Source organism: Streptomyces sp. NPDC052682, assembly GCF_040678435.1.
GTDB lineage: Bacteria > Actinomycetota > Actinomycetes > Streptomycetales > Streptomycetaceae > Streptomyces.
In genome coordinates, this window is sequence record NZ_JBFATS010000017.1 from 17047 (window position 1) to 40040 (window position 22994).

Here is a 22994-nt window from a genome sequence, read left to right on the forward strand (position 1 = left end):
GGGAACCGCCGCGCTGCGCCGCGCGTTGTCCGGACACCATCCCTCGGTCCGGTACGACGCGAGCAGCAGGGCGGCGCGATGAGCGAGTTGGTCCCCGGAGGCAATCTGCCCCTCCCGGGCGGCGTCCTGACCGTCCGGGTGCCCGGCCCCTTCGACGTCTGCGCGCTCGTCACGGACGACGGCGGCACGGTCCGGGACGACGCCGACTTCGTGTTCTACAACCAGCCCGACGCCCCGGGCGCCCGGCTGCGGGGCGACACCCTCACCGTCGATCCGCCGAGGCTGCGCGCCGGCGCCACCCGTATCACGGTGGCCGTCAGCCCCGCCGAGCCCGGGACGCCCCTCGGCAGCCTGCCCTCCCCCGTGCTCCAGGTCGCGGACGCCGGCGGCCGCACGGTCGCCCGGTTCGCCCCGCCGCGGCCACGCCAGGAGACCGTCCTGCTGCTCGCGGAGATCTACCGGCGTGACGGGGGCTGGAAGCTGCGTGCCCTGGGGCAGGGGTACGCCGAGGGACTGGCGGGTCTCGCGCGGGACTTCGGCGTGGACGTCGTGGACGAGGACCCCGCGCCCACGGCGTCGCCGTCCGGCCCCCCGCCGCCGACCCTCCCGGACCGGCCGCCCGGCCGGCTGACCCTCCGTCAGCCCTCCCCGGACGTCTCCCGTCCCTCCCCCGGTGCCGCGGCGCTGAGCACCGACGCGTTCCTGGACCTGGTCAACTCGGTTCGCCGGAGTGCCGGTTCGCCCCCGGTCACGCTCGACGCCCGGCTGGTCCGCGCTGCCCGGGAGCATGCGGCCGCCATGGCCGCCGCCGGCCGCCTCGGTGTCGAGAGCCGGGACGGCGTGCCGGTGTACCAGCGTGTCCTCGCCGCCGGATACCCGTATCTCACGGTCGGCGAGCACCTGGTCTTCGGCCCCCGCACGCCCGCCGAGTTCGTCGCGTACTGCCTGGGCGCCGACTCCTCCCGGCGCACCCTGCACGACCCGGTCTTCGTCCACGTCGGGCCGGCGTCCGCGGAGGGCTCCGGCGGCCGCTACTGGACGGCGCTGTGGGCCCGGCCGCTCACCCCGGACGGCCTGGCCGGCACGGCGGCCGAGGTCGTCGAGCTGACCAACCGGCAGCGCACGCGGGCCGGGCTGCGGCCGCTGGCGCCGGACGCGCGGCTGGCCGCGGCCGCCCAGGCGCACAGCGTGGACATGGTGGCCCGCGACTTCTACTCCCACACCTCGCCCGACGGGCGCCGCCCCCGGGACCGGGCCGCCGCCGCGGGCTCCGCCCACCGGGCGGTCGGCGAGAACATCGCCTGCGGGCAGCGCTCCCCCGCCGACGTGGTGGAGGGCTGGATGAACAGCCCGGGCCACCGGGCCAACATCCTCAAGGCGGAGTTCACCCACATCGGCGTCGGCTTCGCCGGAGGCGGCCGGGCGGGCACGTACTGGACGCAGGTGTTCGGCGGCTGACAGCGGACACGTCCGGATCTCAATCCGTGCGTGATCCAGACGGAGGGACGCCTTCCGGGTGAGGATGCCGGTATGAAGGGTGATCTCTTTTCCAGTGAGCACATGGTGCAGCCCGCCACCGCGCCGGGCATGACCGTCGAGAACGCCAAGTGCGTCCGGTACGCGGTGAACGGCGAGATGCTGGCCCGGCAGGGCGCGATGATCGCCTACCGGGGCAACCTCCAGTTCGAGCGCAAGGGCCAGGGGGTCGGGGGCATGCTCAAGCGCGCGGTCACCGGGGAGGGACTGCCGCTGATGGCGGTGCGCGGACAGGGCGAGGCCTGGTTCGCGCACGAGGCGCAGAACGTCTTCGTCGTCGACGTCGACCCCGGTGACGAGTTCACCGTCAACGGCCGCAATGTGCTGTGCTTCGACGCCTCCCTGTCGTACCGCATCGCGACCGTGAAGGGGGCGGGCATCGCCGGCGGCGGCCTGTTCAACAGCGTCTTCTCGGGGCACGGCCGACTCGGGCTGGTCTGCGAGGGCAACCCGCTGGTCATCCCCGTCTCGCCGGAGTACCCGGTGTACGTCGACACCGACGCGGTGGTCGGCTGGACCGCGGGCCTCGCGACCTCGCTGCACCGCTCGCAGTCCCTCGGCTCGATGCTGCGCGGCGGCTCCGGCGAGGCGGTGCAGCTGATGCTCCAGGGCCAGGGGTACGTCGTCGTACGGCCCAGCGAGGTGACCCCGCAGAAAGCCCAGCAGCACTGAGGGCGAATTCCGGCGGGGGGCCGCGCAGTTCGCCGGTTCGCCGCCGTCTCTTTACCCGCGGTTACCGGCAGGTGGGCGGCGAGACAGGGGTGTGCGAGGAGGGCGCGCAGCCGAATTCGGTACGGCAGCACGCGGGCCACCGGCCGAGGTGAGGGCCGGTCCCGGCCCGCAACGGCGTTTTCCTCTCGCACACACACGCGCTTTTCTTGAACGAAAGACAAGAAATAGCGGAGTTCCGCGCCCAATTGAACGGACCCCGTCCCTCCTCTCGTACCCCTGGGAAAGGTGAGAGCCGTAAGTGCAGCGAGGGATGGCCATGGGCAGGGCGCACGTCTCCACACACCAGTTGGTCGCCGGACGGTACCGGCTGCTCGAGATCATCCATCGCGAGACCAACCGCATCTGCTGGTACGCGGAGGACACCGGGGCGGGCGAGACCTCCCGGCCCTGCCTGGTCACGCAGATCGGTCTGCCGCGCGACCCGCTGGAGCACGAGCGCCGGGCCGCCGTACGCGTCATCCGCACCTCCGAGACGATGGCCGCGCTGCGCCCCGGGCGGATCGCCACGGTGATCGACGCGGTCGAGGAGGCCGGTGTCCTGTGGACCGTGACCGAGTGGATCGACGGCACACCGCTCGGGGAACTCCTCACCGAGCAGGGCACGTTCCCGTACGCGCGGGCCGCGCGCATCGGGCTGGAGGTGCTCGAGGTGCTGGAGGCCGCGCACGCCGAGGGCATCACGCACGGAGAGCTCAGCCCCGGCCAGGTGTTCGTGCAGGAGGGCGGTTCCGTCGTCGTCACGGGCTACGGGCTCGCCGGAGCGACCCTGGCGCCCCGGCTCACGGCACCGTCGTACGCCTCGCCGGAGCAGGCCCGCAACGAGCGGGTCGGGCCGGCCGCCGACCTGTGGGCGCTGGGCGCGATCCTCTACACGATGACCGAGGGGCGCCCGCCCTTCCGCGACCGGGGCCGGCCGGAGACCACGCTGAAGGGGGTGGACCGGCTGCCGCTGCGCGCGCCGCTGCGGACCGGGCCGCTGACCCAGGCCGTGCAGGGGCTGCTGCGCAAGGACTCCCGGGAGCGGCTGACCCGTGCGGCGGCCCGCGAGGCCCTGACCCGCGCGCTGAGCGAGGAGCCCGAGGCGGTACTCGGTGCGGCGGGGCCGGGTCCCCGGCTGCGCGGCACCGGCGCGGTGCGCCTGGCGCGCCGGGAGTGGAGCCGGCGGACGGTGGTGGCCGGGACCGCGCTGGCCGTCGTCACGGTCGCGGTCGCCGTGCTCGTCACGACCCAGGGGCTGCCCGGCACCGGCACCTCCGCCTCCGACGCGCCGTCCCGGCCGCCGGTGTCCACCGCCGAGCCCGGTACGGGCACCGGCGCCGGCACGGACGGCGGCACGGCCGGCGCGACGCGGTCCGGTACCGCCCGGCCCTCCCAGCAGCCCACCCCCACGCGGTCCCCCTCGGCCTCGCCGGCCCCCTCCTCCCCCGCCCCGTCCTCCGCCCGGTCCGCCCCGGCCGTCGCCCTGCCGCCCGGTTATCACCGCTACACCGCGCCGGAGGGCTTCTCCCTCGCCCTGCCCCGGGGCTGGAAACGGCTCGACACCGCGCGCCAGGGCGACCTGGCGTACCGCGTGATCTTCGGTGCCGAGGGCGACCACCGCACGCTCGCCGTCACCTACAGCACGCGCGTCGGCCCGGACCCCGTGGCCGTCTGGCGCGACGATGTCGAACCGCGCCTGGAGCGGACCGAGGGGTACCGGCGGATCGGCGACATCCGGGCGACGACGTACCAGGGGCGCAAGGCCGCCGACATGGAGTGGTACGCGCACGTCGACGGCGCCCGCGTGCGCACCTTCGGCCGCGGCTTCCTGCTGGGCGGCGGGCGCGGGTTCTCGCTGCGCTGGACGACCCCGGCCGCCGACTGGGAGGACGCGGCGAACCGGGAGGCGCTGCGGACCTTCCTGCGCACCTTCCGCCCGGCCTCCGGCTGAGCCCCGTTTTCGGTGCCCCGGCCCGGGGACTCGGCCGACATGGTGCGAATCGGATACACGATGATGACCGAGCAGGCCGGCCCCCGAGAGCTCGTGGACCACGTGGTGCGGGCCGAGGAGGCGGGCTTCGACTTCTCGGTGACCTCCGACCACTACTTCCCGTGGCTGCGCTCGCAGGGTCACTCGCCCTACGCCTGGAGCGTGCTGGGCGCGGCCGCGCAGGCCACCTCGCGCATTCCGCTGATGACGTACGTGACGTGTCCGTCGTTCCGCTACCACCCGGCGGTGATCGCGCAGAAGGCGGCGACGATGCAGTTGCTGTCCGAGGGCCGCTTCCGGCTGGGCCTGGGCTCGGGCGAGAACCTCAACGAGCACGTGGTGGGCGGCGGCTGGCCGTCCGTGGACGTGCGGCACGAGATGCTCGAGGAGGCGGTGGAGATCATCCGCGCCCTGTTCCAGGGCGGCCATGTCAACCACCGCGGCACCCACTTCGACGTGGAGTCGGCCCGGCTGTGGGACCTGCCGCAGGAGGCGCCGCCGATCGGCATCGCCGTCTCCGGGGAGAAGTCCTGCGCGCTCGCGGGCCGGCTCGGCGACCTGGTGATCGCCACGGAGCCCAAGGCCGGTCTGCTCGAGGCGTTCGACCGGCACGGCGGCGCGGGCAAGCCGCGGGTGGGTCAGCTGCCGGTGTGCTACGACCCCGACCGGGACACCGCCGTCAAGCGCGCCCACTCCCAGTTCCGCTGGTTCGGCAGCGGCTGGAAGGTCAACTCCGAGCTGCCGCATCCGGACTCCTTCGAGGCGGCGACCCAGTTCGTCACGCCCGACGACGTCGCCGAGGCCATCCCGTGCGGCGACGACCCGGAGGCCTTCGTCGATGCGGTCCGCCCGTACGCCGAGGCCGGGTTCACGGAGATCGCCCTCGTCCAGATCGGCGGCGAGTCCCAGCCGGCGTACCTGGACTGGTCGGAGAAGACCTTGCTCCCGGCCCTGCGGGACGCCTTCGGCTCTCCTGCGAGCTGAATCACCCGGGTGGCTGAGCATGAGCGGCGTTTCGGGGGTACTAGACGGCGATACCTCAGTTCCCCCCGGAGGCCTTCTCGTGAACTCCTTCGTGCACAAGACCATGGTCGTGCAGCTCCAGTCGGGCGTCACGGACCGCTTTCCCGTACTGGCCCACCTCAGCTACGACGCGGCGGACCCGTTCGCCGTCACCGTCGTCTTCAGCCATGACGGCCGGGTCCTCGCCCGGTGGCAGCTGGACCGGGAGATGCTCGCGCACGGGCTGACGCGTCCGGTCGGCATCGGGGACGTGCGGCTGCGCCCCGAGTCGCGGGGCATGTGGCAGGAACTGCGCATGGAGCTGCTGGGCGACGCCCGTCCCGACGGGGGCCGCCACCACGCCGTGGTGTACGCGTGGACCGCGACGATCGCGGCCTTCCTGCGGGAGACCTACGAGGTGGTCGCGCCGGGACGGGAGGAGGTCCGGGTGGACGAGTTCCTGGCGGATGTCATCGCCGGGAGCTGAGCCAGGGGCGAGCCGGGCAGCCGCACACAGCTGAGCACCCTTGCTCGGTCTCGGCAGCCTACCCGGCTGAGTAGCCGTACTCATGCGGACGTTGCGTCCGCGCCGCGACGATGGGGCTCCGCCGAGAGGAGCCCGCCATGTCCGCCGCGTCCAGCCCGCCCACGTCCACCCCGCCCGCCTCCGCCACCTCGCGTTCCGTGCCACGCCGTCCGCTGCCCGTGCTGCTCGCCGGGGCGGTGGTCGGGGTGCTGGCCCTGTCGGCCTGGGGCCCGCACGACCGCCTGACCTGGTTCCTGGAGACGGTGTGGGTGATCGCCGGTCTGCCGCTCGTCGTGCTGGCCTGGCGGCGTTTTCCGCTGACGGACCTGCTGTGCTGCCTGCTGGCCGCCCACGCCGTGGTGCTGATGGTGGGCGGCCACTACACGTACGCCGAAGTACCGCTGGGCGACTGGGTGCGCGACACCTTCGGCCTCGACCGCAACCCCTACGACCGGTTCGGGCACCTCATGCAGGGCTTCGTCCCGGCCGTCCTGGTGCGCGAGCTGCTGGTGCGCACCTCCCCGCTGCGCGGCAGTCGCTGGATGGCGCCGCTGACGGTCTGCGCCTGCCTGGCCTTCAGCGCGGTGTTCGAGATGCTCGAGTGGGCGGCGGCCGTGGCCGGCGGGCACGCGGCGGACGCCTTCCTGGCCACCCAGGGCGATGTCTGGGACACCCAGTGGGACATGTTCTGCGCGCTGACCGGCGCCACCGCCGCCCTGCTGCTGCTCGGCCGGGCGCACGACCGGCAGCTCGCCGCGCTCACGGATCACCGCATCGTGTGACGGCGGCGCAGCCACAGCGGGAACACGAACCAGCACAGCATGTACCAGGCGACCACGGCCGCCACCAGCCACGGCACATAGCCGTCGTGCGTCGCCACCCGCAGGATCAGCAGCAGCGAGGCCGTGGTGGTGGCGAGCAGCAGCACCAGCCCGAGCAGGGTGAGCCGGGACGCCCACCGCACGGCCTGCGGTTTCACGCGCCGCCCGGAGACCAGGCGGTGCAGCGACACCGGCGCTATCAGCGCGCCGGTCGCGGAGGCGCCCAGGACCACCGTCACGATGTAGATGACCTGGTCCGTGTCGGTCAGGTCGGCGTACTTCGGGGTGAACACCACGGTCAGCAGGAAACCGAACAGGATCTGCACGCCCATCTGGGCCACCCGGACCTCCTGGATGAGCTCCTGCCACATCCGGTCGGCCCGCTCCTCCTCGGTCTCGTTGCGCCCCCTGCGTCTGGTCTCGCCCGCCGCTGTGTCCGACACCGTGCCCTCCCTCTCCGGCAATCCGACGTCCCGCTTCCTTGTCCCCTGCGGGTTCCCCGTCCGCGGCCGTCCTCTCCCCGCCGGTCCGGTTTGAGCGATCGGCGGCCGGTTACACGGACCCCGTCCTACCGAAGCCGACAGGAGGTCGTGGACGGATGTCCGGTACGCAGCTCACCGTGACGCTCAGCGGCGGAGGGGTCGACGACGCACGCGCGGTCGTACGGGCCCTGGAGGGGGCGTTCGGGGCACCGGACGAGTTCCCCGCCGACGAGAACGCGACGGTTCACACGGCGACCTTCCGCGCCGCCGGCCCGGACGGCCCGGCCCCGGAGGGCGCCGCCGCCCTGTCGGCGCCGGTCACCGTCACCGTGCAGGGCAGTCCGGAGGCCGTGCGGCGGGCCGGCGACACGCTCAGCCGCGCCTTCACGGCTCGGCCTCAGGGCACCGCCTCCGGCGACCAGGAGCAGGAGAGGCAGCTGCTGCTGGAGCCGTAGGGATGTCGCAGGGGTGCGCGAGCTGCCGGGGGCGGGCCTGCTACCAGCGGGATTCCACCTGATCGCGGATCCGGCGGTCGTACAGGTCGCGGATCGCGGCGAGGGTGTCGCCGGAGAGTTCCGGCAGCCGGGCGGCGGCCGCGTTGGCGCGTGCCTGCTCCGGTGAGCGGGCCCCGGGGATCACGGTGGTGACGCCGGGCTGCTGGATGATCCAGCGCAGCGCCAGCTGGGCCGGGGTGTACCCCTCGGGGGCGAGGGCCGCGAACTCGGCGGCGGCCTCGACGCCGGTGGCGTAGTCGACGCCGGAGAAGGTCTCGCCCACGTCGAAGGACTCGCCGTGCCGGTTGTAGGTGCGGTGGTCGTTCTCGGGGAAGACGGTGTCCTTGGTGTACTTGCCGGACAGCAGGCCGGAGGCGAGCGGGACGCGGGCGATGATGCCGACGCCGGCCTCCCGGGCGGCCGGCAGGACCTCGCGCAGCGGCTTCATGCGGAACGGGTTGAGGATGATCTGCACGCTCGCCACGCCCGGCCGGGCGATCGCGGCCAGCGCCTCGGCGCAGGTCTCCACGCTGACGCCGTACGCCGCGATGCGCTCCTCCTCGACCAGGGTGTCCAGGGCGTCGAACACCTCGTCGCGGGAGTACACGGGCGTCGGCGGGCAGTGCAGCTGCACCAGGTCGACGCGGTCGACGCCGAGATTGCGCCGTGAGCGGTCGTTCCAGGCGCGGAAGTTGTCCAGGACGTAGTTCCCGGGGATCTGCTCGACCCGGCGGCCCATCTTGGTCGCGACCAGCACGTGCAGGTCGGGCCTGCCGGCGAGGAACGCGGCGATGGTCTGCTCGCTGCGTCCGTCGCCGTACACGTCGGCGGTGTCGAAGAAGGTCACCCCCGACTCGGCCGCCGCCTCCAGCACCGCCAGGGCCTGCTTGTCGTCGACGTCCCCCCAGTCGGCCCCCAGCTGCCACGTACCGAGACCGATCACGGATGCGTGCTGGCCCGACCTGTCGAAAGTGCGCTCGTCCATGGCGCCAGTCTGTCACTCGCCGCCGACGGGGGCGGGACCGGCCACCACCCCGACTTTCACCCACACGAGTGAATCGTTTCTGCGGCAGAGCGACGCCCGCCGACCGGCACCTACCGTGAGCGCGTGACTGATCGTTTAGCGAGCAACTACTGCACAGAGGAACCTTCCTGGACCCGGCGCGGCTTTCTGCGCACCGCGGCCGCTCTCGCCGTGGTGCCGGGCCTCCCGGCGGACCCGGCGGTGGCCGCCGCCGAGCTGCCGGACTTCCCGGCGGACGTCGCCCTGTACCGCTCGGCGTACCGCAACTGGGTCGGGGAGATCACCGCCGACGGTCTGTGGGCCTGCGCTCCGGACGGCCCGGACGAGGTGGTGGCCGTCGTCGACTGGGCCTGGCGGCACGGCTGGCGCGTGCGCGCCCGGGGCGCCTCGCACGGCTGGTCCCCGCTGACGGTCACCGAGGGGACCCCGCCCGACGCGCCGGTCCTGCTCGTCGACACCGCCGTGCACCTCACCGGACTGAGCCTGCCGGCCCCGGACAGGGTGCGGGCCGGCACCGGCGTCACGATGGAGGCGCTGCTCACCTTCCTGGAGGAGCACGGCCTGGGCGTCACGGCCACGCCCGCGCCCGGCGACCTCACCCTGGGCGGCGCCCTGGCCGTCGACGCGCACGGCACCGCCGTCCCGGCCCGGGGCGAGTCGCGGCTGCCCGGGCACACCTACGGCTCGCTGAGCAATCTGGTGCTCTCCTTGACGGCGGTGGTGTGGGACGCCGAGCGCGGCGCCTACGCGCTGCGCACCTTCCGCCGCGACGAGGCGGACGGGGCCGCGCTGCTGACCCACCTCGGGCGGTCCCTGGTGACCGAGGTGGTGCTGCGGGTGGGCGCGAACACGAACCTGCGCTGTGTCAGCCGTACGGACATCCCGGCCGGGGAGCTGTTCGCGGCGCCCGGCTCGGGCGGACGCACCTTCGCGCACTTCCTGGACGAGGCCGGGCGGGCCGAGGCGATCTGGTTCGCCTTCACCGAGCACCCGTGGCTGAAGGTGTGGAGCGTCGCCCCCACCCGGCCGCCGGCCTCCCGGGAGGTGACGCGCCCGTACAACTACCCGTTCTCCGACACCGTGCCCCGCACGGTCGCCGACCTGGCGGGACGGATGACCTCCGAGGCGGCCTGGTACCTGGCACCGGCGCTCGGCACCGCGCAGTACGACGCCGCCGCGCTGGGACTGGTGGCGACACGCTCCGCCGACCTGTGGGGGCCGTCCAAGAACACGCTGCTGTATCTGAAGCCGACCACGCTGCGGGTGCACGCCAACGGCTACGCGGTGCTGACCGGCCGGGCCCAGGTGCAGCGGGTGGTCGCCGAGTTCGCCGCCTTCTACCAGGAGCGGCTCACCGCCTGTTCCGCGCAGGGCCGCTTCCCCGTCAACGGCTCGGTGGAGATCCGCGCCACCGGCCTGGACGACCCGGCCGACACCGGTCTGCCCGGCGCCCGTCCCCCGCTGCTGTCCGCGCTACGGCCGCGCGAGGACCGGCCCGAGTGGGACACGGCCGTGTGGCTGGACGTGCTGACGCTGCCGGGCACCCCGCACGCGGAGGCCTTCCTGCGCGAGATCGAGCGGTTCCTGCTGCGCACCTTCGACGGCTCGTACGCGCTGACCCGGGTCGAGTGGTCCAAGGGCTGGGCGTACACGGACGCGTCGGTGTGGAGCGACGAGGAGGTGATGGGGTCGGTGGTGCCCGGCCGGGTGGGCACCACCGCGTGGACCGAGGCCTCGGCCGTGCTGGACCGGCTCGATCCGCACGGGGTGTTCGGCAACGTCTTCCTGGACCGGCTGTTCGCCGCGCCCAGCACGTGACGTTCCGGCCACGGGCCGGGCCTCGGGGGTCTCATGATCGCGTCATCCTTCTGGTGTGAGGCGGGCCACTCGGGGCGTGCCGGGCGGGCAAAGATCACCGGGGACAGCGCTTGCGCCGGAAGGAATTGCCCGTTCCGTGTCACCGCGAGCACCCTCCAGGCAAGATCATCTTTGTTCAACCTTGCAGGACATAAGGGGAATTGCCCGGATCCGGGCCAACCGGCCGGAGGGGATTTCCGGACTGCCCGGCCGGGCCGGTAGGCATGCGGAGTCACCAGCCGCAATCGCCCAGGGGGTCCCCTTATGCCCGAACTCAGCCGTCGCCGCGCGCTCACCGCCGCGGCCGCCGTCGCGGTCACCGCCCACAGCCTCGCGGTTCCCGCCGCGTCCGCCGACAGCGGTCACGACCACGGATCCCTGCCGTCCTTCGACGAGGTCTACAAGGGCCGCCGGATACAGGGGCGGCCCGTCGCCGGCGGCGGTCACCACCGGCACGGCCCTGGCTACGCCGTGTTCGTCGACGGGGTGGAACTGCATGTGATGCGCAACGCCGACGGCACCTGGATCAGTGTCGTCAGCCACTACGACCCGGTGCCCACCCCGCGTGCCGCCGCCCGGGCCGCGGTGGACGAGCTCCGGGGCGCGCCGCTGCTGCCGTTCCCCGCCAACTGACCGCCCCGCACGGACCTTTGGAGTACCCGCAGATGACCGTCCGCAAGAACCAGGCCCGCCTGACCGCCGACGAGAAGCGGCGATTCGTCGCCGCGGTCCTGGAGCTGAAGCGCAGCGGCCGCTACGACACGTTCGTCACCACGCACAACGCCTTCATCGTCGCCGACACCGACAACGGCGAGCGCACGGGCCACCGTTCCCCGTCGTTCCTGCCCTGGCACCGCAGATTCCTGCTCGACTTCGAGCGGGCCCTGCAGGAGGTGGACGCCTCGGTGGCGCTGCCGTACTGGGACTGGAGCACGGACCGTTCGGTGCGCTCCTCGCTGTGGGCTCCGGACTTCCTCGGCGGCACCGGCCGCAGCCGGGACGGGCAGGTGACGGACGGGCCGTTCGCCGCCTCGACCGGGAACTGGCCGATCAACGTCCGGGTCGACGGCCGTACGTTCCTGCGCCGCTCGCTGGGCGGCGGGGGCCGTCCGCTGCCGACGCCGGCCGAGGTCGAGTCGGTGCTGTCGATGTCCACGTACGACATGGCGCCCTGGAACAGCGCCTCGGACGGCTTCCGCAACCACCTGGAGGGCTGGCGCGGTGTCAACCTGCACAACCGCGTGCACGTGTGGGTCGGCGGGCAGATGGCCACCGGGGTCTCCCCCAACGACCCGGTGTTCTGGCTGCACCACGCCTACATCGACAAGCTGTGGGCCGAGTGGCAGCGCCGGCACCCCGGCTCCGGCTATCTGCCGGCGGCCGGTACGCCGGACGTGGTGGACCTGAACGAGACGATGAAGCCGTGGAACGACGTGCGCCCGGCCGACCTGCTGGACCACACGTCCTTCTACACCTTCGACGCCTGATCCCGCCGGGCGGCGCTCAGGCGTCGCCGGCCGCGGTGCGGCACTCCGGGTGGCCCCAGCCCGTCGCGTTCTTCGCGATGGACTCACCGGCCGCGTAGGAGCGGCCGCACTGGCAGCGGCCCGGGAACTTCGCCTTGATGGTGCGGGACGAGCCGGTCTTGGCACCGCGCGGGGAACCGCCGCGCGACCGGGCGCGCGGGGCCTTGGCCGGGGCGTCCGGCGCGGGCGGCGGCTCCGGGGAACCGAGGGCGCTGCCCGCGGGCTCCTGGACGGTGGCGGCCTGGCTGGCGGCGCGGTCGGCGAAGTCGTTGAGCCGGTCGCCGTCGACCTGGTGGGCGGGCACGTAGCGGAACTCGACGGTGCGGCCGGCGAGCAGTTCGTCGATGCGCACCACCAGCTCCTGGTTGGCGACCGGCTTGCCGGCGGCCGTCTTCCAGCCGTTGCGCTTCCAGCCGGGCAGCCAGGTGGTGACGGCCTTCATGGCGTACTGCGAGTCCATGCGGATCTCGAGCGGCACGGCGGGGTCGGTCGCCGACAGCAGGCGCTCCAGCGCGGTGAGTTCGGCGACGTTGTTGGTGGCCTTCCCCAGCGGCCCGGCCTCCCACCGGGACGGGACCTCCGTCTCGTCGGCGACGACCCAGGCCCAGCCCGCCGGCCCGGGGTTGCCCTTCGAAGCCCCGTCGCACGCGGCCACAACACGTTCACGCATGGACACGATCATGCCATGGCCGGCGGGCGGCTCAGGAGACGTCCGTCATCTGCGGCGTCTCGCCCTCGGTCCTCGTGGTGTCGATCACCGAGAAGTTGGCGCCCTGCGGGTCGGTGAGTGCCGCGAACCTCCCGTACGGGGTGTCCATCGGCCCGAACTGGAGCGTCGCCCCGAGCTTGGTGGCCTTCGAGACGGCCTCGTCGCAGTCGGCGACACCGAAGTAGACGTTGATGTACGGGCCCACCTCGGGCGGGAAGTCCTCGTTCATCGTCATCCGGCCCAGCGCGGGACGCTCACCGAGGGTGTAGACCCGGAAGTCCATGGAGTCGTCCTGCATCTGCTGGGCGCGGTAGCCGAAGACGGCGGGGAAGAACGTGTCGGACCTGTCCGGTTCGCGGGTGAAGACCTCGGCCCAGCAGAAGCCGCCCGGTTCGCCCATCTCCGTCGCGAAGCCCTCGTGGGTGCCGGCCTGCCACACGCCGAAGGTCACACCGCTCGGGTCGCGGGCCAGGCACATGGTGCCGAAGTCGGCGACCCGCATCGGCTCCATCACCACCTCGCCGCCGTGCTCGCGGATGCGTTCCGCGGTGGCGGCGGCGTCCTCGGCCGCGAGGTACAGGCACCACTCCGGCCGGACCTCCTGGCCTTCCTGGCCGGGCATGGGCGGGACGACGGCGGCGGCCGCCTTGCCGTCCCGGTAGGCCTGGGTGTAGTTGCCGTACTCCGCCGACGCCTCGCCGAAGGTCCAGCCGAGGATCTCGCCGTAGAAGCGCTTGGCCCCCTCGACGTCGGTGAACATCGCGTCGGCCCAGCAAGGGGCTCCCTCAGGTCGGACGGCCATGGCTGCGGCCTCCTCCGGATCGGGTGGATGGTCCGGTTCCTCACGCTAGTCATCCGGGCGCCCGCCCGCGCGCCGAGTGGTGCGTCCCGTCGCAGACTGGTGCGGGAAGGGCGGGGCGGGATCGTCGTCCGGGATCGTCGTCGGGACGGGGAGCGCCATGGTGGACGCAACGATGCGGGCGTGGTCGGTGGTGCGTCCCGGGCCGGTCGCGGCCGGGTCCCTGCGGTGGGGGCAGAAGCCCGTGCCGGTGCCCGGGGACGACGAGGTGCTGGTGCGGGTGCGGGCCTGCGGGGTGTGCCGCACGGACCTGCACATCACCGAGGGAGACCTGCCCGTGCACCGGGCGGGGGTGACGCCCGGGCACGAGGTCGTGGGTGTGGTGGCGGGGGCCGGGGCGGCGGTGCGGGGCCTGGCCGCCGGTGACCGGGTGGGGGTGGCCTGGCTGCGGCGCACCGACGGCGGCTGCCGGTACTGCGCGCGGGGCGCGGAGAACCTGTGCCCGGCCTCGCAGTACACCGGGTGGGACGCCGACGGCGGGTACGCCGAGTACACCACCGTGCCGGCGGCGTTCGCCCACCGGCTCCCGGGCGGGGTGGACGACGTGGCGCTCGCGCCGCTGCTGTGCGCGGGCATCATCGGCTACCGGGCCCTGCGTCGTTCGGCGCTGCCACCGGGCGGACGGCTCGGGCTGTACGGGTTCGGGGGCAGCGCCCACCTGTGCGCCCAGGTCGTGCTGGCCGAGGGGGCGAGGGTGCATGTGATGACGCGGGGTGCGGCGGCGCGGCGGCTGGCGCTGGACCTCGGGGCGGCCTCCGCGCAGGACGCGTACGCCGTGCCGCCGGAGCCGCTGGACAGCGCGATCCTGTTCGCCCCGGTCGGCGAGCTGGTCCCGGTCGCGCTGCGCGCCCTCGACCGGGGCGGCACCCTGGCGGTCGCGGGCATCCACCTCAGCGACACTCCGCCGCTGCGCTACGAGAGCGAGCTGTTCTATGAGAAGCGGCTGCTCAGCGTCACCTCCAGCACCCGCGCGGACGGCCGGGCGTTCCTCGCCCTGGCCGCCCGGCACGGCGTCCGCGCCACCACCCACACCTACCCGCTCTCCCGGGCCGCCCAGGCCTTGGCCGACCTGGAGGCGGGGCGGTTCGACGGGGCGGCCGTCCTGGTGAACGACGTGTCCTGAGCCGTCGGGTGAGAAGAACGTGACGACCGTCCGGCGGCCGGCGCGCTGACGCCCGGGGCAGGACGGGGCCCTGCCCTGGACGGGGGGTCACTCGCCCGCGTACGCCTTCTCGAGGGCGGCGAGGTCGAGCTTGCTCATCGACAGCATCGCCTTCATGGCGCGGGCGGCCTTGTCCTGGTCGGGGTCGCCGATCATGTCGGTGAGCCGCTTCGGGACGACCTGCCAGGACACGCCGTACCGGTCCTTGAGCCAGCCGCAGGGGCCGGGTTCGCCGCCGCCCTCGGTGAGCTTGGCCCAGTAGTAGTCGACCTCCTCCTGGTCCTCGCACTCGACGGTGAAGGAAATCGCCTCGGTGAACCGGAACTGCGGTCCGCCGTTCAGCGCGACGAACCGCTGGCCGTTGGCCACGAAGTCGACGGTGACGACGGAACCGACGGGGCCGGGGCCCGCCTCGGTGTAGCGCAGGGTCCGTCCGACGCTGGAGTTCTTGAAGACGGAGACGTAGAAGTGCGCGGCTTCCTCGGCCTGGCCGTCGAACCAGAGGCACGTGGTGAATCCGTCGGTGGTCATGAGGTCCTCCTGTGCAGCGGGTGGCACGGTCATCTGTATCGACCGGCGGGCGCCGGGAAACTCATCGGCGGGCGGCGGGGTGATCCGCCGGTCGTGCGGTTCCCGGCCGCGGCCGGGCCGCCGGATTGCCAGGCGGCGGCTCCGTTGGTCGGTTCGACGCGCAGGGACGACGTACGGCCGTTGTCCGCCAGGTGCCCGAGGAGGTGCGGGCCGCGCTCTGCCGGTGGCGAATCTGCCGCGGGCAGAGGGAGGGCGTGCGGGCGGGGTGCGGGGCCGACAGTGGAGTGGACGGCATCCGCGCCACGACGAGGAGAACCGATGGCTCCACTCACCACGCTGTCCGCCCCCCGTGCCGAGGAGGGCGACACCCCCGCGACACGGTTCGACGACCAGCTGGCGGCCCAGCTGCTCGCCCAGCGGATCGTGCTGCTGGGCACCCAGGTCGACGAGGTCTCCGCGAACCGGGTCTGCGCCCAGCTGCTGATCCTGTCCGCGGAGGACCCGCGCACCGACATCAGCCTGGTCATCAACTCCCCCGGCGGGTCCGTGCACGCGGGCCTGGCCATCTACGACACGATGCGGCTGATCCCCAACGACGTGGCCACGCTCGCCATGGGCTTCGCGGCCAGCATGGGCCAGTTCCTGCTCAGCGTGGGCACACGCGGCAAGCGCTACGCCCTGCCGAACGCGCGCATCATGATGCACCAGCCGTCGGCGGGCATCGGCGGCACCACCGCCGACATCGAGATCCAGGCGGAGAACCTGGAGTTCACCAAGCGGACCATCGAGCGGATCACCGCCGAGCACACCGGCCAGAGCCCGGAGACCATCTCCCGGGACGGCGACCGGGACCGCTGGTTCACGGCCGAGGAGGCCAGGGAGTACGGCATGGTGGACCGGATCGTGGAGTCGCTGGCCGACATCCGCCCGGCCGCCACACGGCGCAGGATGGGGCTTCAGTGATGGGCAGCTACACGATTCCGAGCGTCATCGAGCGCACCGCGCAGGGCGAGCGGTCCTTCGACGTGTTCAGCCGGCTGCTGAACGAGCGGATCATCTTCCTGGGCACCGAGATCGACGACGGTGTCGCCAACGTCGTCATCGCCCAGCTGCTCCACCTGGAGTCCGCGGCGCCGGAGAGCGAGATCTGGGTCTACATCAACTCCCCCGGCGGCTCGTTCACTTCGCTGATGGCGATCTACGACACCATGTCGTACGTGAAGGCGCCCATCTCGACGTGCTGTGTCGGGCAGGCGGCCGCCACGGCGGCCGTGCTGCTGGCCGGCGGGGACCCCGGGCGGCGCTTCGTGCTGGAGCACGCGCGCGTGCTGCTCGGGCAGCCCGCCACCGGCGGGGCCCGCGGCACCGTCTCCGACCTGGCGCTGCAGGCCAAGGAGATGGTGCGGATCCGCTCCCAGGTCGAGGAGGTGCTGGCCCGTCACACCGGGCACGACGTGGCGACCCTGCGCGCCGACATGGACCGCGACAAGGTGTTCACCGCGCAGGAGGCGGTGGCCTACGGTCTGGCCGACGAGGTGCTCAGCCGGCGCCTCGTGCGGACCTGAGGCGCCGGGCCGCGCACGGCCGTCTCAGGCGGCCAGGCAGAGTCCGCCGTGCGAGGGGGGCGCGGCGGCCCTGCGCCGCGCCGGGGCGCCGTGCCGCGCGGTGACGCGGAGCAGCTCGCCCTGCGCCCGCGCCAGCAGGTCGGCGAGGCTCAGGCCGAGGGCGTGGGCCGCGGCCGCGAGGACCTCCGAGGAGGCCTCCTTGCGGCCGCGCTCCACCTCCGACAGATACGGCATGGAGATGCGGGCGGTGTCCGCGACGTCCTTCAGGGTGCGTTCCTGGGCCTGGCGTTCGCGGCGCAGCACCTCACCGACCAGGTCCCGCCACAGGGGTTCCCTCGCAGGGGACCCGGCGGGTCCGGGGCGGCGGGGCGCGGTGGTGGCGGAGCCCGGCGGTGCGGCGGCGGGCCGTGGGGCGGGAACGCCCCGCCCGCGCGGAGGGAGTTCGGGGGGCTGCGGGCGCAGCGGGATGACGCGGGCTTCGTCCGGCGCTTGGCCGCGGGCCTTGTTCGGCGCTTGGTTGCTCACCCGTTCAGCGTAGGAGCGGGCGGCGGCGGGGGAAGGCAGCGGCGTTCCGCTCTGGGTGAATCCCGCCGCCGGTCGGTGGACCCCCGAAACTCCCGCAGGGGGTGTCGGCACGGTTTTCTCACGACTCGGTCACACTGGAGGCATGCTCGGCCACGTCCTGGGTACCCGCAACTCGGAACAACCTGAGCAGTTGTCGAGCCGTGACTTTCGTGGGAGAGGTAGCAGGTGATGGACACCGCCGTGATCCGGTCGCAGGCGCAGGCCGAAGAGGAGAACGCCGAGGCCAGGACGGGTGACACACCACTGCCCGGAGTCGTCGACCCGAGGACCGTGGCCCCCCGGGACGCCCGGGAGTTGTCACGCCAGTTCTTTCAGCGGCTGACGGAGCTCGAGGAGGGGACGCACGAGTACCAGTACGCGCGCAACACCCTCATCGAGATGAACATGTCGCTGGTGCGGTTCGCGGCCGGCCGGTTCCGGGGGCGCGGCGACGACATGGAGGACATCGTCCAGACCGGCATGATCGGCCTGATCAAGGCGATCGACCGGTTCGAACTGTCGCGCGAGGTCGAGTTCACCTCCTTCGCGCTGCCGTACATCGTCGGAGAGATCAAGCGTTTCTTCCGTGACACCACCTGGGCGGTCCACGTGCCGCGGCGGCTTCAGGAGCTGCGCGTGGAGCTGGCCAAGGCCCGCGAGGAGCTCGCCAGCCGGCTGGACCGCGAACCGACGGTCGCCGAGCTCGCCACGCTGATGAACATCTCCGAGGATCAGGTCATCGAGGGACAGATCGCCGCCAACGGGTACAACTCGGCGTCCCTGGACGCCGCGCTCACCGGCGACGGCCCGGAGAACGGCGAGGCGGTCCTGGCCGACTTCATCGGCGTCGAGGAAGAGGGCCTGCGGCTGGTGGAGGACTTCCACTCGCTCGCTCCGCTCATGGCCGAGCTCAGCGAACGCGACCGGCAGATCATCCACATGCGGTTCGTGGAGGAGGCCACCCAGGCGGAGATCGGCGAACGGCTCGGCTGCTCGCAGATGCACGTCTCCCGGCTGATCAAGCGGATCATCAGCCGGCTGCGCGAGGGCATGCTGGGCGAGCTCGGCTGCGCCTGACCCTCGTACACGCCTCGTACCTACGCACCACGGGCCTCGGCCGACTGATCAGTCGCCGAGGCCCGTGGTGCGTAGGGGGGACAGGTGAGTGTCATTCCCCGGTCAGGCTGAGCACGGCGCGGACGCGTTTGCCGACCGGCACCCGTTCGACGGTGACCTCCCGGGCCAGCGCGTGGACGATCTCCAGGCCGTGCCGGCCGATCCGCTCGGGGTCGCGGGGGAAGATGCGGGGCAGGGCGGCGCTGCTGTCGTAGACCGCCACCGTCACCGAGGTGTCCGTGCCCTCCAGTTCCAGGATGTACGGCCCGTTGCTGTGCCGGTCGGCGTTGGTGACCAGCTCGCTCACCACCAGCAGGACGGCACCGTCGGCGCGGTCGTCGATCGTGGCGCACCACTCGGTCCTGAGCTGCTCCAGGAAGTGCGCCGCGAAGGCCCGCGCCTCGGCGATGCATCCCGGATCGCCGGTGTAGTGTGCCGCCCGCCGCAGCGGTTCCACGGGCACGTCGAAACCAGTGGGTATCACTGCCCCGTCCAGGTGCTCGATCATGCGTTTCTCTCTCGGAAGCCGGACTGGCCGGACGCTCTGCACCAGTGCTCGTACCCAGAGCCGGGCCGCGCAGTCCACCCGGGACATGTGTTCGGCGCCGCATCCGCGGGGCATCGTCGCCGACGGGCGGGGCACTCGAAAAGTCACGGGGCCGGCCGAGGGCGGCCGGGCGCGGATCGCCGGAGGTGCGCGGTGGCCTGGTGGGTGTGGCTGGTCGTGGTGGTCGCGGCGCTCGCCGTCGTGGCCGTTTTGACGCTCGTCGTCCAGGCCGCCCGGCGGTCGGGCACGGTGGTGGCGGTCCGGCGCCGGCCCGGCGGGAAGGGCGTGCGATGAACGAGCTGATGGCGGCGCGGAGCCTGACGACCCGGCCCGTGGTCACGCTCGGCGGCGACGCGGTCGCCCAGGTCAAGGACACCGTCTTCGACGCCGTCGCCGGACGTGTGACGGGCTTCACGCTCAGCGGCCGGGGCCTGCTGTCGGGACCGCTGAAACAGAGCCTGCCGTGGTCCGGGGTTTACGCGCTGGGCCACGACGCGGTCATGATCCGCGACCCCGGGGTGCTGGTGGCCATGGACGTCGTGGTGGCGCGCCGGGAGGCCCTGCGCGGCCGGGTGCTCGGCGCGAAGGTGCTGACGGACGCGGGCGCCGAGGTCGGCACGGTGCTCGACCTGGTGGTCGAGGGCGGCACCAGTGGCCGGGTCGTCGGGTTCCGTATCGCCGCGCACCGGTCGCTCGTGCCGGGCTCGCGGAGGCACCGTCACCGGGTGTACGTGCCGCGCGGCGAGACGCTCGCCGTCTCCGGCCGGGCCCTGGTCATCCCGGCGGACGCCACCCGGTACGTCGCCGACGACCTGCCGGAGTTCGTCGCCCGGGTCGGCGCCTTCCACCACGCCCGGAAGGGGGCGTCGTGATGCTGTTCTCACAGGCCCGGGGGCTGCCCGTGGTGACGCTCACGGACGCGGACGAGCTGGGCGTCGTACGGTCGCTGATCGTCGACGCGGCCTCCGGCGCGGTCACCCATGTCCAGGTGCGCGGCCGGCGGCCCCGCAAGGAGACCGTGCTGCCGTGGGACGCCCTGCACGCCGTGGGCCCGGACGCGGTGCTGGTCCGCTCGGCCGCGCCCGTGGGCCTGCCACCGCAGCACGAGTTGCTGGGCCGCAGGGTCCTGACCGAGGCGGGCGACGCTCACGGCACTGTGCAGGACGCGGTGTTCGACCCGGCCACCGGCCGCGTCCAGGCGGTCCGTACGACCCTGGGCGAGCTGCCGGCCGACCGGCTGCTGGGGCTGGGCGACTACGCGCTGGTGGTGCGGGCGGGCTGAGTCACCGCGCCCGGGGACCGGCCAGCGGGCCCTCGGGGCTGGGGGTGCCGCTCTCGGACGGGGACGAGGTGTCGGGCGACGCCGGCTCGCTCGGCCCGGGCTCGGGTGACGAGGACGGCGGCGAGGACGGCGGCGGCTCGGAGGACGGCGAGTCGGACGACGGCGAGTCAGGAGACTGCGAGTCAGAAGACGGCGACTCGGAGGACGGCGGCTCGGAGGACGGCGGCGTGGGGGTGGACACGCTCGCGGACGGGGTCTTCTTCTCGGGCGGCTCGGTCTTGCGGTCCTTGTCCCCCGTGTCGCCGCGCTGCCGGTGGAACCACTCGCCGGTGTCGGGGTCCTGGACGATGAAGACCTTGATCACCCGGGGAGCGGGCTTGATCATGACGACGTTGGAGGGGCGGTACCACGGCCAGGAGTCTCCGACCCGCTTCGGCACGGTCCGCAGCGGGACCGGTGGCGTCAGCGGGTTGCCGCAGGCGCAGCGCACACGGGGCACTCCGCGGTCGTCGACGAGGACGGCGGTGCCGGCCTGCAGGACGGCCTGGTAGCTGGTGGCGGCGCCGTCGCGGTAGCCGTGGTTGGTGACCCAGGTGTCCGTGCGCAGCTGGACGGGGGTCAGCGCGCGCACGTAGGAGGGCACGTCGGACGTGCCGAGGCCGAGGACCGAGGCGAAGGCCCTGTTCTTCGCCGGGGACGAGCGCAGGTAGCTGATCTGTTTCTCGACGTCGCAGCTGGCGGCGTTGCGGGTGCCGCCGTACAGGCCGGGGGTCCCGCCCCGCACGGGCCGCACCGCGTTCGGCGGGGCCGAGCCGGTGGACGGTGAGGGGGTGACCGGTGGTGCCGAGCTCTCCTTCGCCGTCGACTCGGTGAACGGGTCCGGTCCCGCCTTGGCAGCCGGCTGCAGGAACAGTTCGTCCTCGCCCGCGGCCCTGTCCGACCCCCCGCCGCCGGAGCGGCTGAACACGACGGCGAGGAGTACGGCGGCCACCACCGCGGTGGCGAGTACGGCCACCCGGGGGGCGGAACGCCACCAGGGCCTGCGGGGCCGCGGTGGCTGCCCGCCTCCGCCCGGCGGCTGCGAGGGCGGCCCGCCGGGCGGCGGCTGCGCGGGTGGCTGGGACGGTCCCGACAGCGGGCCGGAGGGCGGACCTGTGGGGCGGCCGGACGACGGCGGTTCGACACTCACGAGCTCTTCTTCCCGCGTTTGGTTCTCCGGGCGACGCACACACGTCCGCGCCTACTTCTCCTGGCATGTGCCGCCTTTTCCCCTATGTGTTCATTGTGTGCTCCGGTCCGGCACCACCCGCAAGCCGACGCGGACGGACCTCCCGGCGGGCGGTCCGTGCGGGTGCTGCATAGCGTGGCAGCGTGACCTTGCGAACCGCCCCCGCGCAGGCCGTCGCCCGGCACGGCTGGGTACAGGCTGCCGCCGTGGTGCTGACGGGGCTGGTCGCCATGGGGGTGGTCGCCGCGCTCGGCCTGTGGGCCGCCGGGGCGACGGACCTCCCGGACGGCGCCTTCCCACGCGTCGTCGCGGCGACCGTCGTCACGTCCGTCGGCGGCTCCGTGGAGCTGGCCGGGGCCGCCGGCGGGCTCGCCGAGACGGACGCCGGCCTGACCGTGATCCCGCTGTCGGTCACCCTCACCGGGGCGCTGGTCGTCGCCGCCGGCTTCCTTCGGCCGCTGCGGCACCGGGCGGTGGCGGGCGCGGCCGAGCTGGGCGGGTGGGCCGCCCGGGTCGCCGTGCTGTGGCTGCTGGGACTGCTCGGCCTGGCCCTCGCGGCCCGGCAGACGTTCCGCATCGACCTCGGGGAGGACACCCTCGGCGACATCGGTGACGTCCTCGGGGTACGTCCCGAGATCGGCTTCACGACCGACGTGCCGGTGACGCTGGTGTTCGGTCTGCTGTGGCTGGCCGGTGTGCTGGTGCTGGCCCTGGTGGTGGCGCGCGGGGCACCGCTGCCCGGGCGGCTGCTGCCCTTCCAGACGTCGGTGCGGCCGGCCGCGTACGCGATGGTGCTCCTGCTGCTGGCGTACGTCGGGATCGGGATCGTGGCCGGTCTGGTCGTCGCGGCGACCCGGGGGCACACGGCCGAGACGTTCGCCGTGCTGTTGCTCGGGGTGCCCAACCTGGTGTGGCTCGCGCTCACCATCGGACTCGGCGCCACCTGGAACGGCCGGGTGGAGGGGCCGTTCGGACTGCCCATGCCGCATGTGCTCGATCAGGTGCTGCGCACCCCGGACGTCTCCGAACTGAACCTGGGCTCGCTCGCCGAGTACGACGGGCGGGTGTGGTGGCTGCTGGTCGCCGACGCGGTGCTGCTGCTGGCCGCCGGGTTCGTGATGGCGGCCCGTTCCCCGGGCCGGGTCCGGGCCTGGCAGCACGCGCTGCACATGGCGGTGGCGCTGGCGCTCACGGTGCTGATGATCTGCCTCGTCGGCCGGATCTCGGCGCACTTCGGCCTGTCCGTCCTCGGCATCGGGGACCTCGGCGGCGGGCTCGCGGGCAAGCTGTTCCTCAGACCGCGCCTGTGGTCGGCACTGGGCCTGGCCGTGCTGTGGGGGCTGGTCACCGGTTTCGCCGGGGCGCTGCTGGCGCGGCGGGTGCGCAGGCGGGGCGAGACGGACGCCGTCTGACGGGGCGCGGCTGGCGTCCTCCACGGCGCGGACGAAGAGCTCGGGTACAG

The 22994-nt window shown here is 73.4% G+C and carries 26 protein-coding genes; 18 read left to right on the plus strand and 8 right to left on the minus strand.

What is annotated here, in order from left to right; translation table 11 throughout:
* Window positions 1-78 precede the first annotated feature (78 nt).
* The 6 genes from AB0K80_RS25080 to AB0K80_RS25105 all read left to right on the plus strand — a co-directional run bounded on the left by AB0K80_RS25080 (window position 79) and on the right by AB0K80_RS25105 (window position 6547).
* A complete protein-coding gene (locus AB0K80_RS25080) occupies window positions 79-1458 on the plus strand; it encodes a CAP domain-containing protein (protein WP_365673250.1) in 1380 nt (459 codons plus the stop codon).
* A gap of 72 nt (window positions 1459-1530) precedes the next feature.
* A complete protein-coding gene (locus AB0K80_RS25085) occupies window positions 1531-2208 on the plus strand; it encodes an AIM24 family protein (RefSeq protein WP_365673252.1) in 678 nt (225 codons plus the stop codon).
* Window positions 2209-2524: 316 nt separating this feature from the next.
* Window positions 2525-4198, plus strand: a complete 1674-nt coding sequence (locus AB0K80_RS25090; RefSeq protein WP_365673547.1) for a serine/threonine-protein kinase — start codon at window positions 2525-2527, stop codon at window positions 4196-4198.
* A gap of 39 nt (window positions 4199-4237) precedes the next feature.
* Entirely contained in the window at window positions 4238-5221 is a 984-nt protein-coding gene (locus tag AB0K80_RS25095; protein WP_365673254.1) for an LLM class F420-dependent oxidoreductase, read from the plus strand.
* A gap of 79 nt (window positions 5222-5300) precedes the next feature.
* Window positions 5301-5726, plus strand: coding sequence for an SsgA family sporulation/cell division regulator (locus AB0K80_RS25100; RefSeq protein WP_365673256.1), 426 nt, complete (start codon window positions 5301-5303; stop codon window positions 5724-5726).
* 137 nt (window positions 5727-5863) lie between these two features.
* Window positions 5864-6547 carry a DUF2238 domain-containing protein gene (locus AB0K80_RS25105; RefSeq protein WP_365673258.1) on the plus strand — a complete coding sequence of 228 codons (684 nt, stop codon included), beginning with the start codon at window positions 5864-5866 and terminating at the stop codon, window positions 6545-6547.
* Here the strand turns inward: AB0K80_RS25105 and AB0K80_RS25110 are convergent.
* Window positions 6532-7029: a DUF6328 family protein gene (locus AB0K80_RS25110; RefSeq protein WP_365673260.1), complete on the minus strand. Its 498-nt coding sequence runs from the start codon at window positions 7027-7029 to the stop codon at window positions 6532-6534. The two genes, AB0K80_RS25105 and AB0K80_RS25110, sit on opposite strands and share 16 nt — an antisense overlap.
* A gap of 155 nt (window positions 7030-7184) precedes the next feature.
* On the opposite strand from AB0K80_RS25110, the gene AB0K80_RS25115 reads away from it, so the two are divergent.
* The gene (locus AB0K80_RS25115) at window positions 7185-7523 is read left to right on the plus strand and encodes a hypothetical protein (protein ID WP_365673262.1); all 339 of its coding nucleotides are present in this window, start codon (window positions 7185-7187) and stop codon (window positions 7521-7523) included.
* A 40-nt stretch (window positions 7524-7563) separates the two neighbouring features.
* Here the strand turns inward: AB0K80_RS25115 and AB0K80_RS25120 are convergent, their stop codons facing one another.
* Complete coding sequence (locus AB0K80_RS25120; protein ID WP_365673264.1) at window positions 7564-8547, minus strand: aldo/keto reductase; 984 nt, start codon at window positions 8545-8547, stop codon at window positions 7564-7566.
* A gap of 123 nt (window positions 8548-8670) precedes the next feature.
* Here AB0K80_RS25120 and AB0K80_RS25125 point away from each other — a divergent pair, with 123 nt between their 5' ends.
* From AB0K80_RS25125 to AB0K80_RS25135, 3 genes are all read left to right on the plus strand, one after another.
* Entirely contained in the window at window positions 8671-10404 is a 1734-nt protein-coding gene (locus AB0K80_RS25125) for a cholesterol oxidase substrate-binding domain-containing protein (RefSeq protein ID WP_365673266.1), read from the plus strand.
* A gap of 303 nt (window positions 10405-10707) precedes the next feature.
* A complete protein-coding gene (locus AB0K80_RS25130) occupies window positions 10708-11076 on the plus strand; it encodes a tyrosinase cofactor (RefSeq protein WP_365673268.1) in 369 nt (122 codons plus the stop codon).
* A 32-nt stretch (window positions 11077-11108) separates the two neighbouring features.
* The gene (locus tag AB0K80_RS25135) at window positions 11109-11930 is read left to right on the plus strand and encodes a tyrosinase family protein (RefSeq protein ID WP_365673270.1); all 822 of its coding nucleotides are present in this window, start codon (window positions 11109-11111) and stop codon (window positions 11928-11930) included.
* A 16-nt stretch (window positions 11931-11946) separates the two neighbouring features.
* Here AB0K80_RS25135 and AB0K80_RS25140 read toward each other — a convergent pair whose 3' ends face one another.
* Together AB0K80_RS25140 and AB0K80_RS25145 are read right to left on the minus strand one after the other, a co-directional pair.
* Window positions 11947-12651 (minus strand): ribonuclease H, encoded by a 705-nt coding sequence (locus AB0K80_RS25140; RefSeq protein ID WP_365673271.1) that lies wholly within the window; start codon window positions 12649-12651, stop codon window positions 11947-11949.
* A gap of 19 nt (window positions 12652-12670) precedes the next feature.
* A complete protein-coding gene (locus AB0K80_RS25145; protein ID WP_365673273.1) occupies window positions 12671-13480 on the minus strand; it encodes a VOC family protein in 810 nt (269 codons plus the stop codon).
* A 172-nt stretch (window positions 13481-13652) separates the two neighbouring features.
* Between AB0K80_RS25145 and AB0K80_RS25150 the strand changes: the two genes are divergently transcribed.
* A complete protein-coding gene (locus AB0K80_RS25150) occupies window positions 13653-14660 on the plus strand; it encodes a zinc-binding alcohol dehydrogenase family protein (protein ID WP_365673549.1) in 1008 nt (335 codons plus the stop codon).
* An 87-nt stretch (window positions 14661-14747) separates the two neighbouring features.
* On the opposite strand, the gene AB0K80_RS25155 is transcribed toward AB0K80_RS25150, so the two are convergent.
* A complete protein-coding gene (locus tag AB0K80_RS25155) occupies window positions 14748-15230 on the minus strand; it encodes a VOC family protein (protein ID WP_365673274.1) in 483 nt (160 codons plus the stop codon).
* Between the two features lie 318 nt (window positions 15231-15548).
* Between AB0K80_RS25155 and AB0K80_RS25160 the strand changes: the two genes are divergently transcribed.
* Window positions 15549-16193: an ATP-dependent Clp protease proteolytic subunit gene (locus AB0K80_RS25160; RefSeq protein ID WP_365673276.1), complete on the plus strand. Its 645-nt coding sequence runs from the start codon at window positions 15549-15551 to the stop codon at window positions 16191-16193.
* A complete protein-coding gene (locus tag AB0K80_RS25165) occupies window positions 16193-16795 on the plus strand; it encodes an ATP-dependent Clp protease proteolytic subunit (protein WP_365673278.1) in 603 nt (200 codons plus the stop codon). Before AB0K80_RS25160 ends, AB0K80_RS25165 begins: the two co-directional genes overlap by 1 nt.
* A 24-nt stretch (window positions 16796-16819) precedes the next feature.
* Here the strand turns inward: AB0K80_RS25165 and AB0K80_RS25170 are convergent, their stop codons facing one another.
* Window positions 16820-17320: a helix-turn-helix transcriptional regulator gene (locus AB0K80_RS25170; protein WP_365673280.1), complete on the minus strand. Its 501-nt coding sequence runs from the start codon at window positions 17318-17320 to the stop codon at window positions 16820-16822.
* Between the two features lie 228 nt (window positions 17321-17548).
* Between AB0K80_RS25170 and AB0K80_RS25175 the strand changes: the two genes are divergently transcribed.
* Complete coding sequence (locus AB0K80_RS25175; protein WP_365673281.1) at window positions 17549-18436, plus strand: RNA polymerase sigma factor SigF; 888 nt, start codon at window positions 17549-17551, stop codon at window positions 18434-18436.
* Between the two features lie 91 nt (window positions 18437-18527).
* Here the strand turns inward: AB0K80_RS25175 and AB0K80_RS25180 are convergent, their stop codons facing one another.
* On the minus strand, window positions 18528-18983 hold the full coding sequence (locus tag AB0K80_RS25180; RefSeq protein ID WP_365673283.1) for an ATP-binding protein: 456 nt from the start codon (window positions 18981-18983) through the stop codon (window positions 18528-18530).
* Window positions 18984-19175: 192 nt separating this feature from the next.
* Between AB0K80_RS25180 and AB0K80_RS25185 the strand changes: the two genes are divergently transcribed.
* Genes AB0K80_RS25185 through AB0K80_RS25195 form a run of 3 tightly spaced genes read left to right on the plus strand, consistent with a single transcriptional unit; the run spans window position 19176 to window position 20304 of the window.
* The gene (locus AB0K80_RS25185) at window positions 19176-19316 is read left to right on the plus strand and encodes a hypothetical protein (protein WP_365673285.1); all 141 of its coding nucleotides are present in this window, start codon (window positions 19176-19178) and stop codon (window positions 19314-19316) included.
* Complete coding sequence (locus tag AB0K80_RS25190) at window positions 19313-19894, plus strand: PRC-barrel domain-containing protein (RefSeq protein ID WP_365673287.1); 582 nt, start codon at window positions 19313-19315, stop codon at window positions 19892-19894. Before AB0K80_RS25185 ends, AB0K80_RS25190 begins: the two co-directional genes overlap by 4 nt.
* The gene (locus AB0K80_RS25195; protein ID WP_365673288.1) at window positions 19891-20304 is read left to right on the plus strand and encodes a PRC-barrel domain-containing protein; all 414 of its coding nucleotides are present in this window, start codon (window positions 19891-19893) and stop codon (window positions 20302-20304) included. The genes AB0K80_RS25190 and AB0K80_RS25195 overlap by 4 nt, the downstream gene beginning before the upstream one ends.
* A gap of 1 nt (window position 20305) precedes the next feature.
* On the opposite strand, the gene AB0K80_RS25200 is transcribed toward AB0K80_RS25195, so the two are convergent.
* Entirely contained in the window at window positions 20306-21493 is a 1188-nt protein-coding gene (locus AB0K80_RS25200) for a DUF6777 domain-containing protein (protein WP_365673290.1), read from the minus strand.
* Window positions 21494-21675: 182 nt separating this feature from the next.
* On the opposite strand from AB0K80_RS25200, the gene AB0K80_RS25205 reads away from it, so the two are divergent.
* On the plus strand, window positions 21676-22944 hold the full coding sequence (locus tag AB0K80_RS25205; protein ID WP_365673292.1) for a streptophobe family protein: 1269 nt from the start codon (window positions 21676-21678) through the stop codon (window positions 22942-22944).
* Window positions 22945-22994: the final 50 nt, after the last annotated feature.

Bases quoted from the DNA above. Each gene is read 5' to 3' on its own strand.
- AB0K80_RS25180 (WP_365673283.1), bottom strand. From the start codon at position 18,983: ATGATCGAGCACCTGGACGGGGCAGTGATACCCACTGGTTTCGACGTG.
- AB0K80_RS25160 (WP_365673276.1), top strand. From the start codon at position 15,549: ATGGCTCCACTCACCACGCTGTCCGCCCCCCGTGCCGAGGAGGGCGAC.
- AB0K80_RS25115 (WP_365673262.1), top strand. From the start codon at position 7,185: ATGTCCGGTACGCAGCTCACCGTGACGCTCAGCGGCGGAGGGGTCGAC.
- AB0K80_RS25175 (WP_365673281.1), top strand. From the start codon at position 17,549: ATGGACACCGCCGTGATCCGGTCGCAGGCGCAGGCCGAAGAGGAGAAC.
- AB0K80_RS25150 (WP_365673549.1), top strand. From the start codon at position 13,653: ATGCGGGCGTGGTCGGTGGTGCGTCCCGGGCCGGTCGCGGCCGGGTCC.
- AB0K80_RS25155 (WP_365673274.1), bottom strand. From the start codon at position 15,230: ATGACCACCGACGGATTCACCACGTGCCTCTGGTTCGACGGCCAGGCC.
- AB0K80_RS25105 (WP_365673258.1), top strand. From the start codon at position 5,864: ATGTCCGCCGCGTCCAGCCCGCCCACGTCCACCCCGCCCGCCTCCGCC.
- AB0K80_RS25090 (WP_365673547.1), top strand. From the start codon at position 2,525: ATGGGCAGGGCGCACGTCTCCACACACCAGTTGGTCGCCGGACGGTAC.
- AB0K80_RS25095 (WP_365673254.1), top strand. From the start codon at position 4,238: ATGGTGCGAATCGGATACACGATGATGACCGAGCAGGCCGGCCCCCGA.
- AB0K80_RS25130 (WP_365673268.1), top strand. From the start codon at position 10,708: ATGCCCGAACTCAGCCGTCGCCGCGCGCTCACCGCCGCGGCCGCCGTC.
- AB0K80_RS25135 (WP_365673270.1), top strand. From the start codon at position 11,109: ATGACCGTCCGCAAGAACCAGGCCCGCCTGACCGCCGACGAGAAGCGG.
- AB0K80_RS25080 (WP_365673250.1), top strand. From the start codon at position 79: ATGAGCGAGTTGGTCCCCGGAGGCAATCTGCCCCTCCCGGGCGGCGTC.
- AB0K80_RS25085 (WP_365673252.1), top strand. From the start codon at position 1,531: ATGAAGGGTGATCTCTTTTCCAGTGAGCACATGGTGCAGCCCGCCACC.
- AB0K80_RS25140 (WP_365673271.1), bottom strand. From the start codon at position 12,651: ATGATCGTGTCCATGCGTGAACGTGTTGTGGCCGCGTGCGACGGGGCT.
- AB0K80_RS25165 (WP_365673278.1), top strand. From the start codon at position 16,193: ATGGGCAGCTACACGATTCCGAGCGTCATCGAGCGCACCGCGCAGGGC.
- AB0K80_RS25190 (WP_365673287.1), top strand. From the start codon at position 19,313: ATGAACGAGCTGATGGCGGCGCGGAGCCTGACGACCCGGCCCGTGGTC.
- AB0K80_RS25120 (WP_365673264.1), bottom strand. From the start codon at position 8,547: ATGGACGAGCGCACTTTCGACAGGTCGGGCCAGCACGCATCCGTGATC.
- AB0K80_RS25145 (WP_365673273.1), bottom strand. From the start codon at position 13,480: ATGGCCGTCCGACCTGAGGGAGCCCCTTGCTGGGCCGACGCGATGTTC.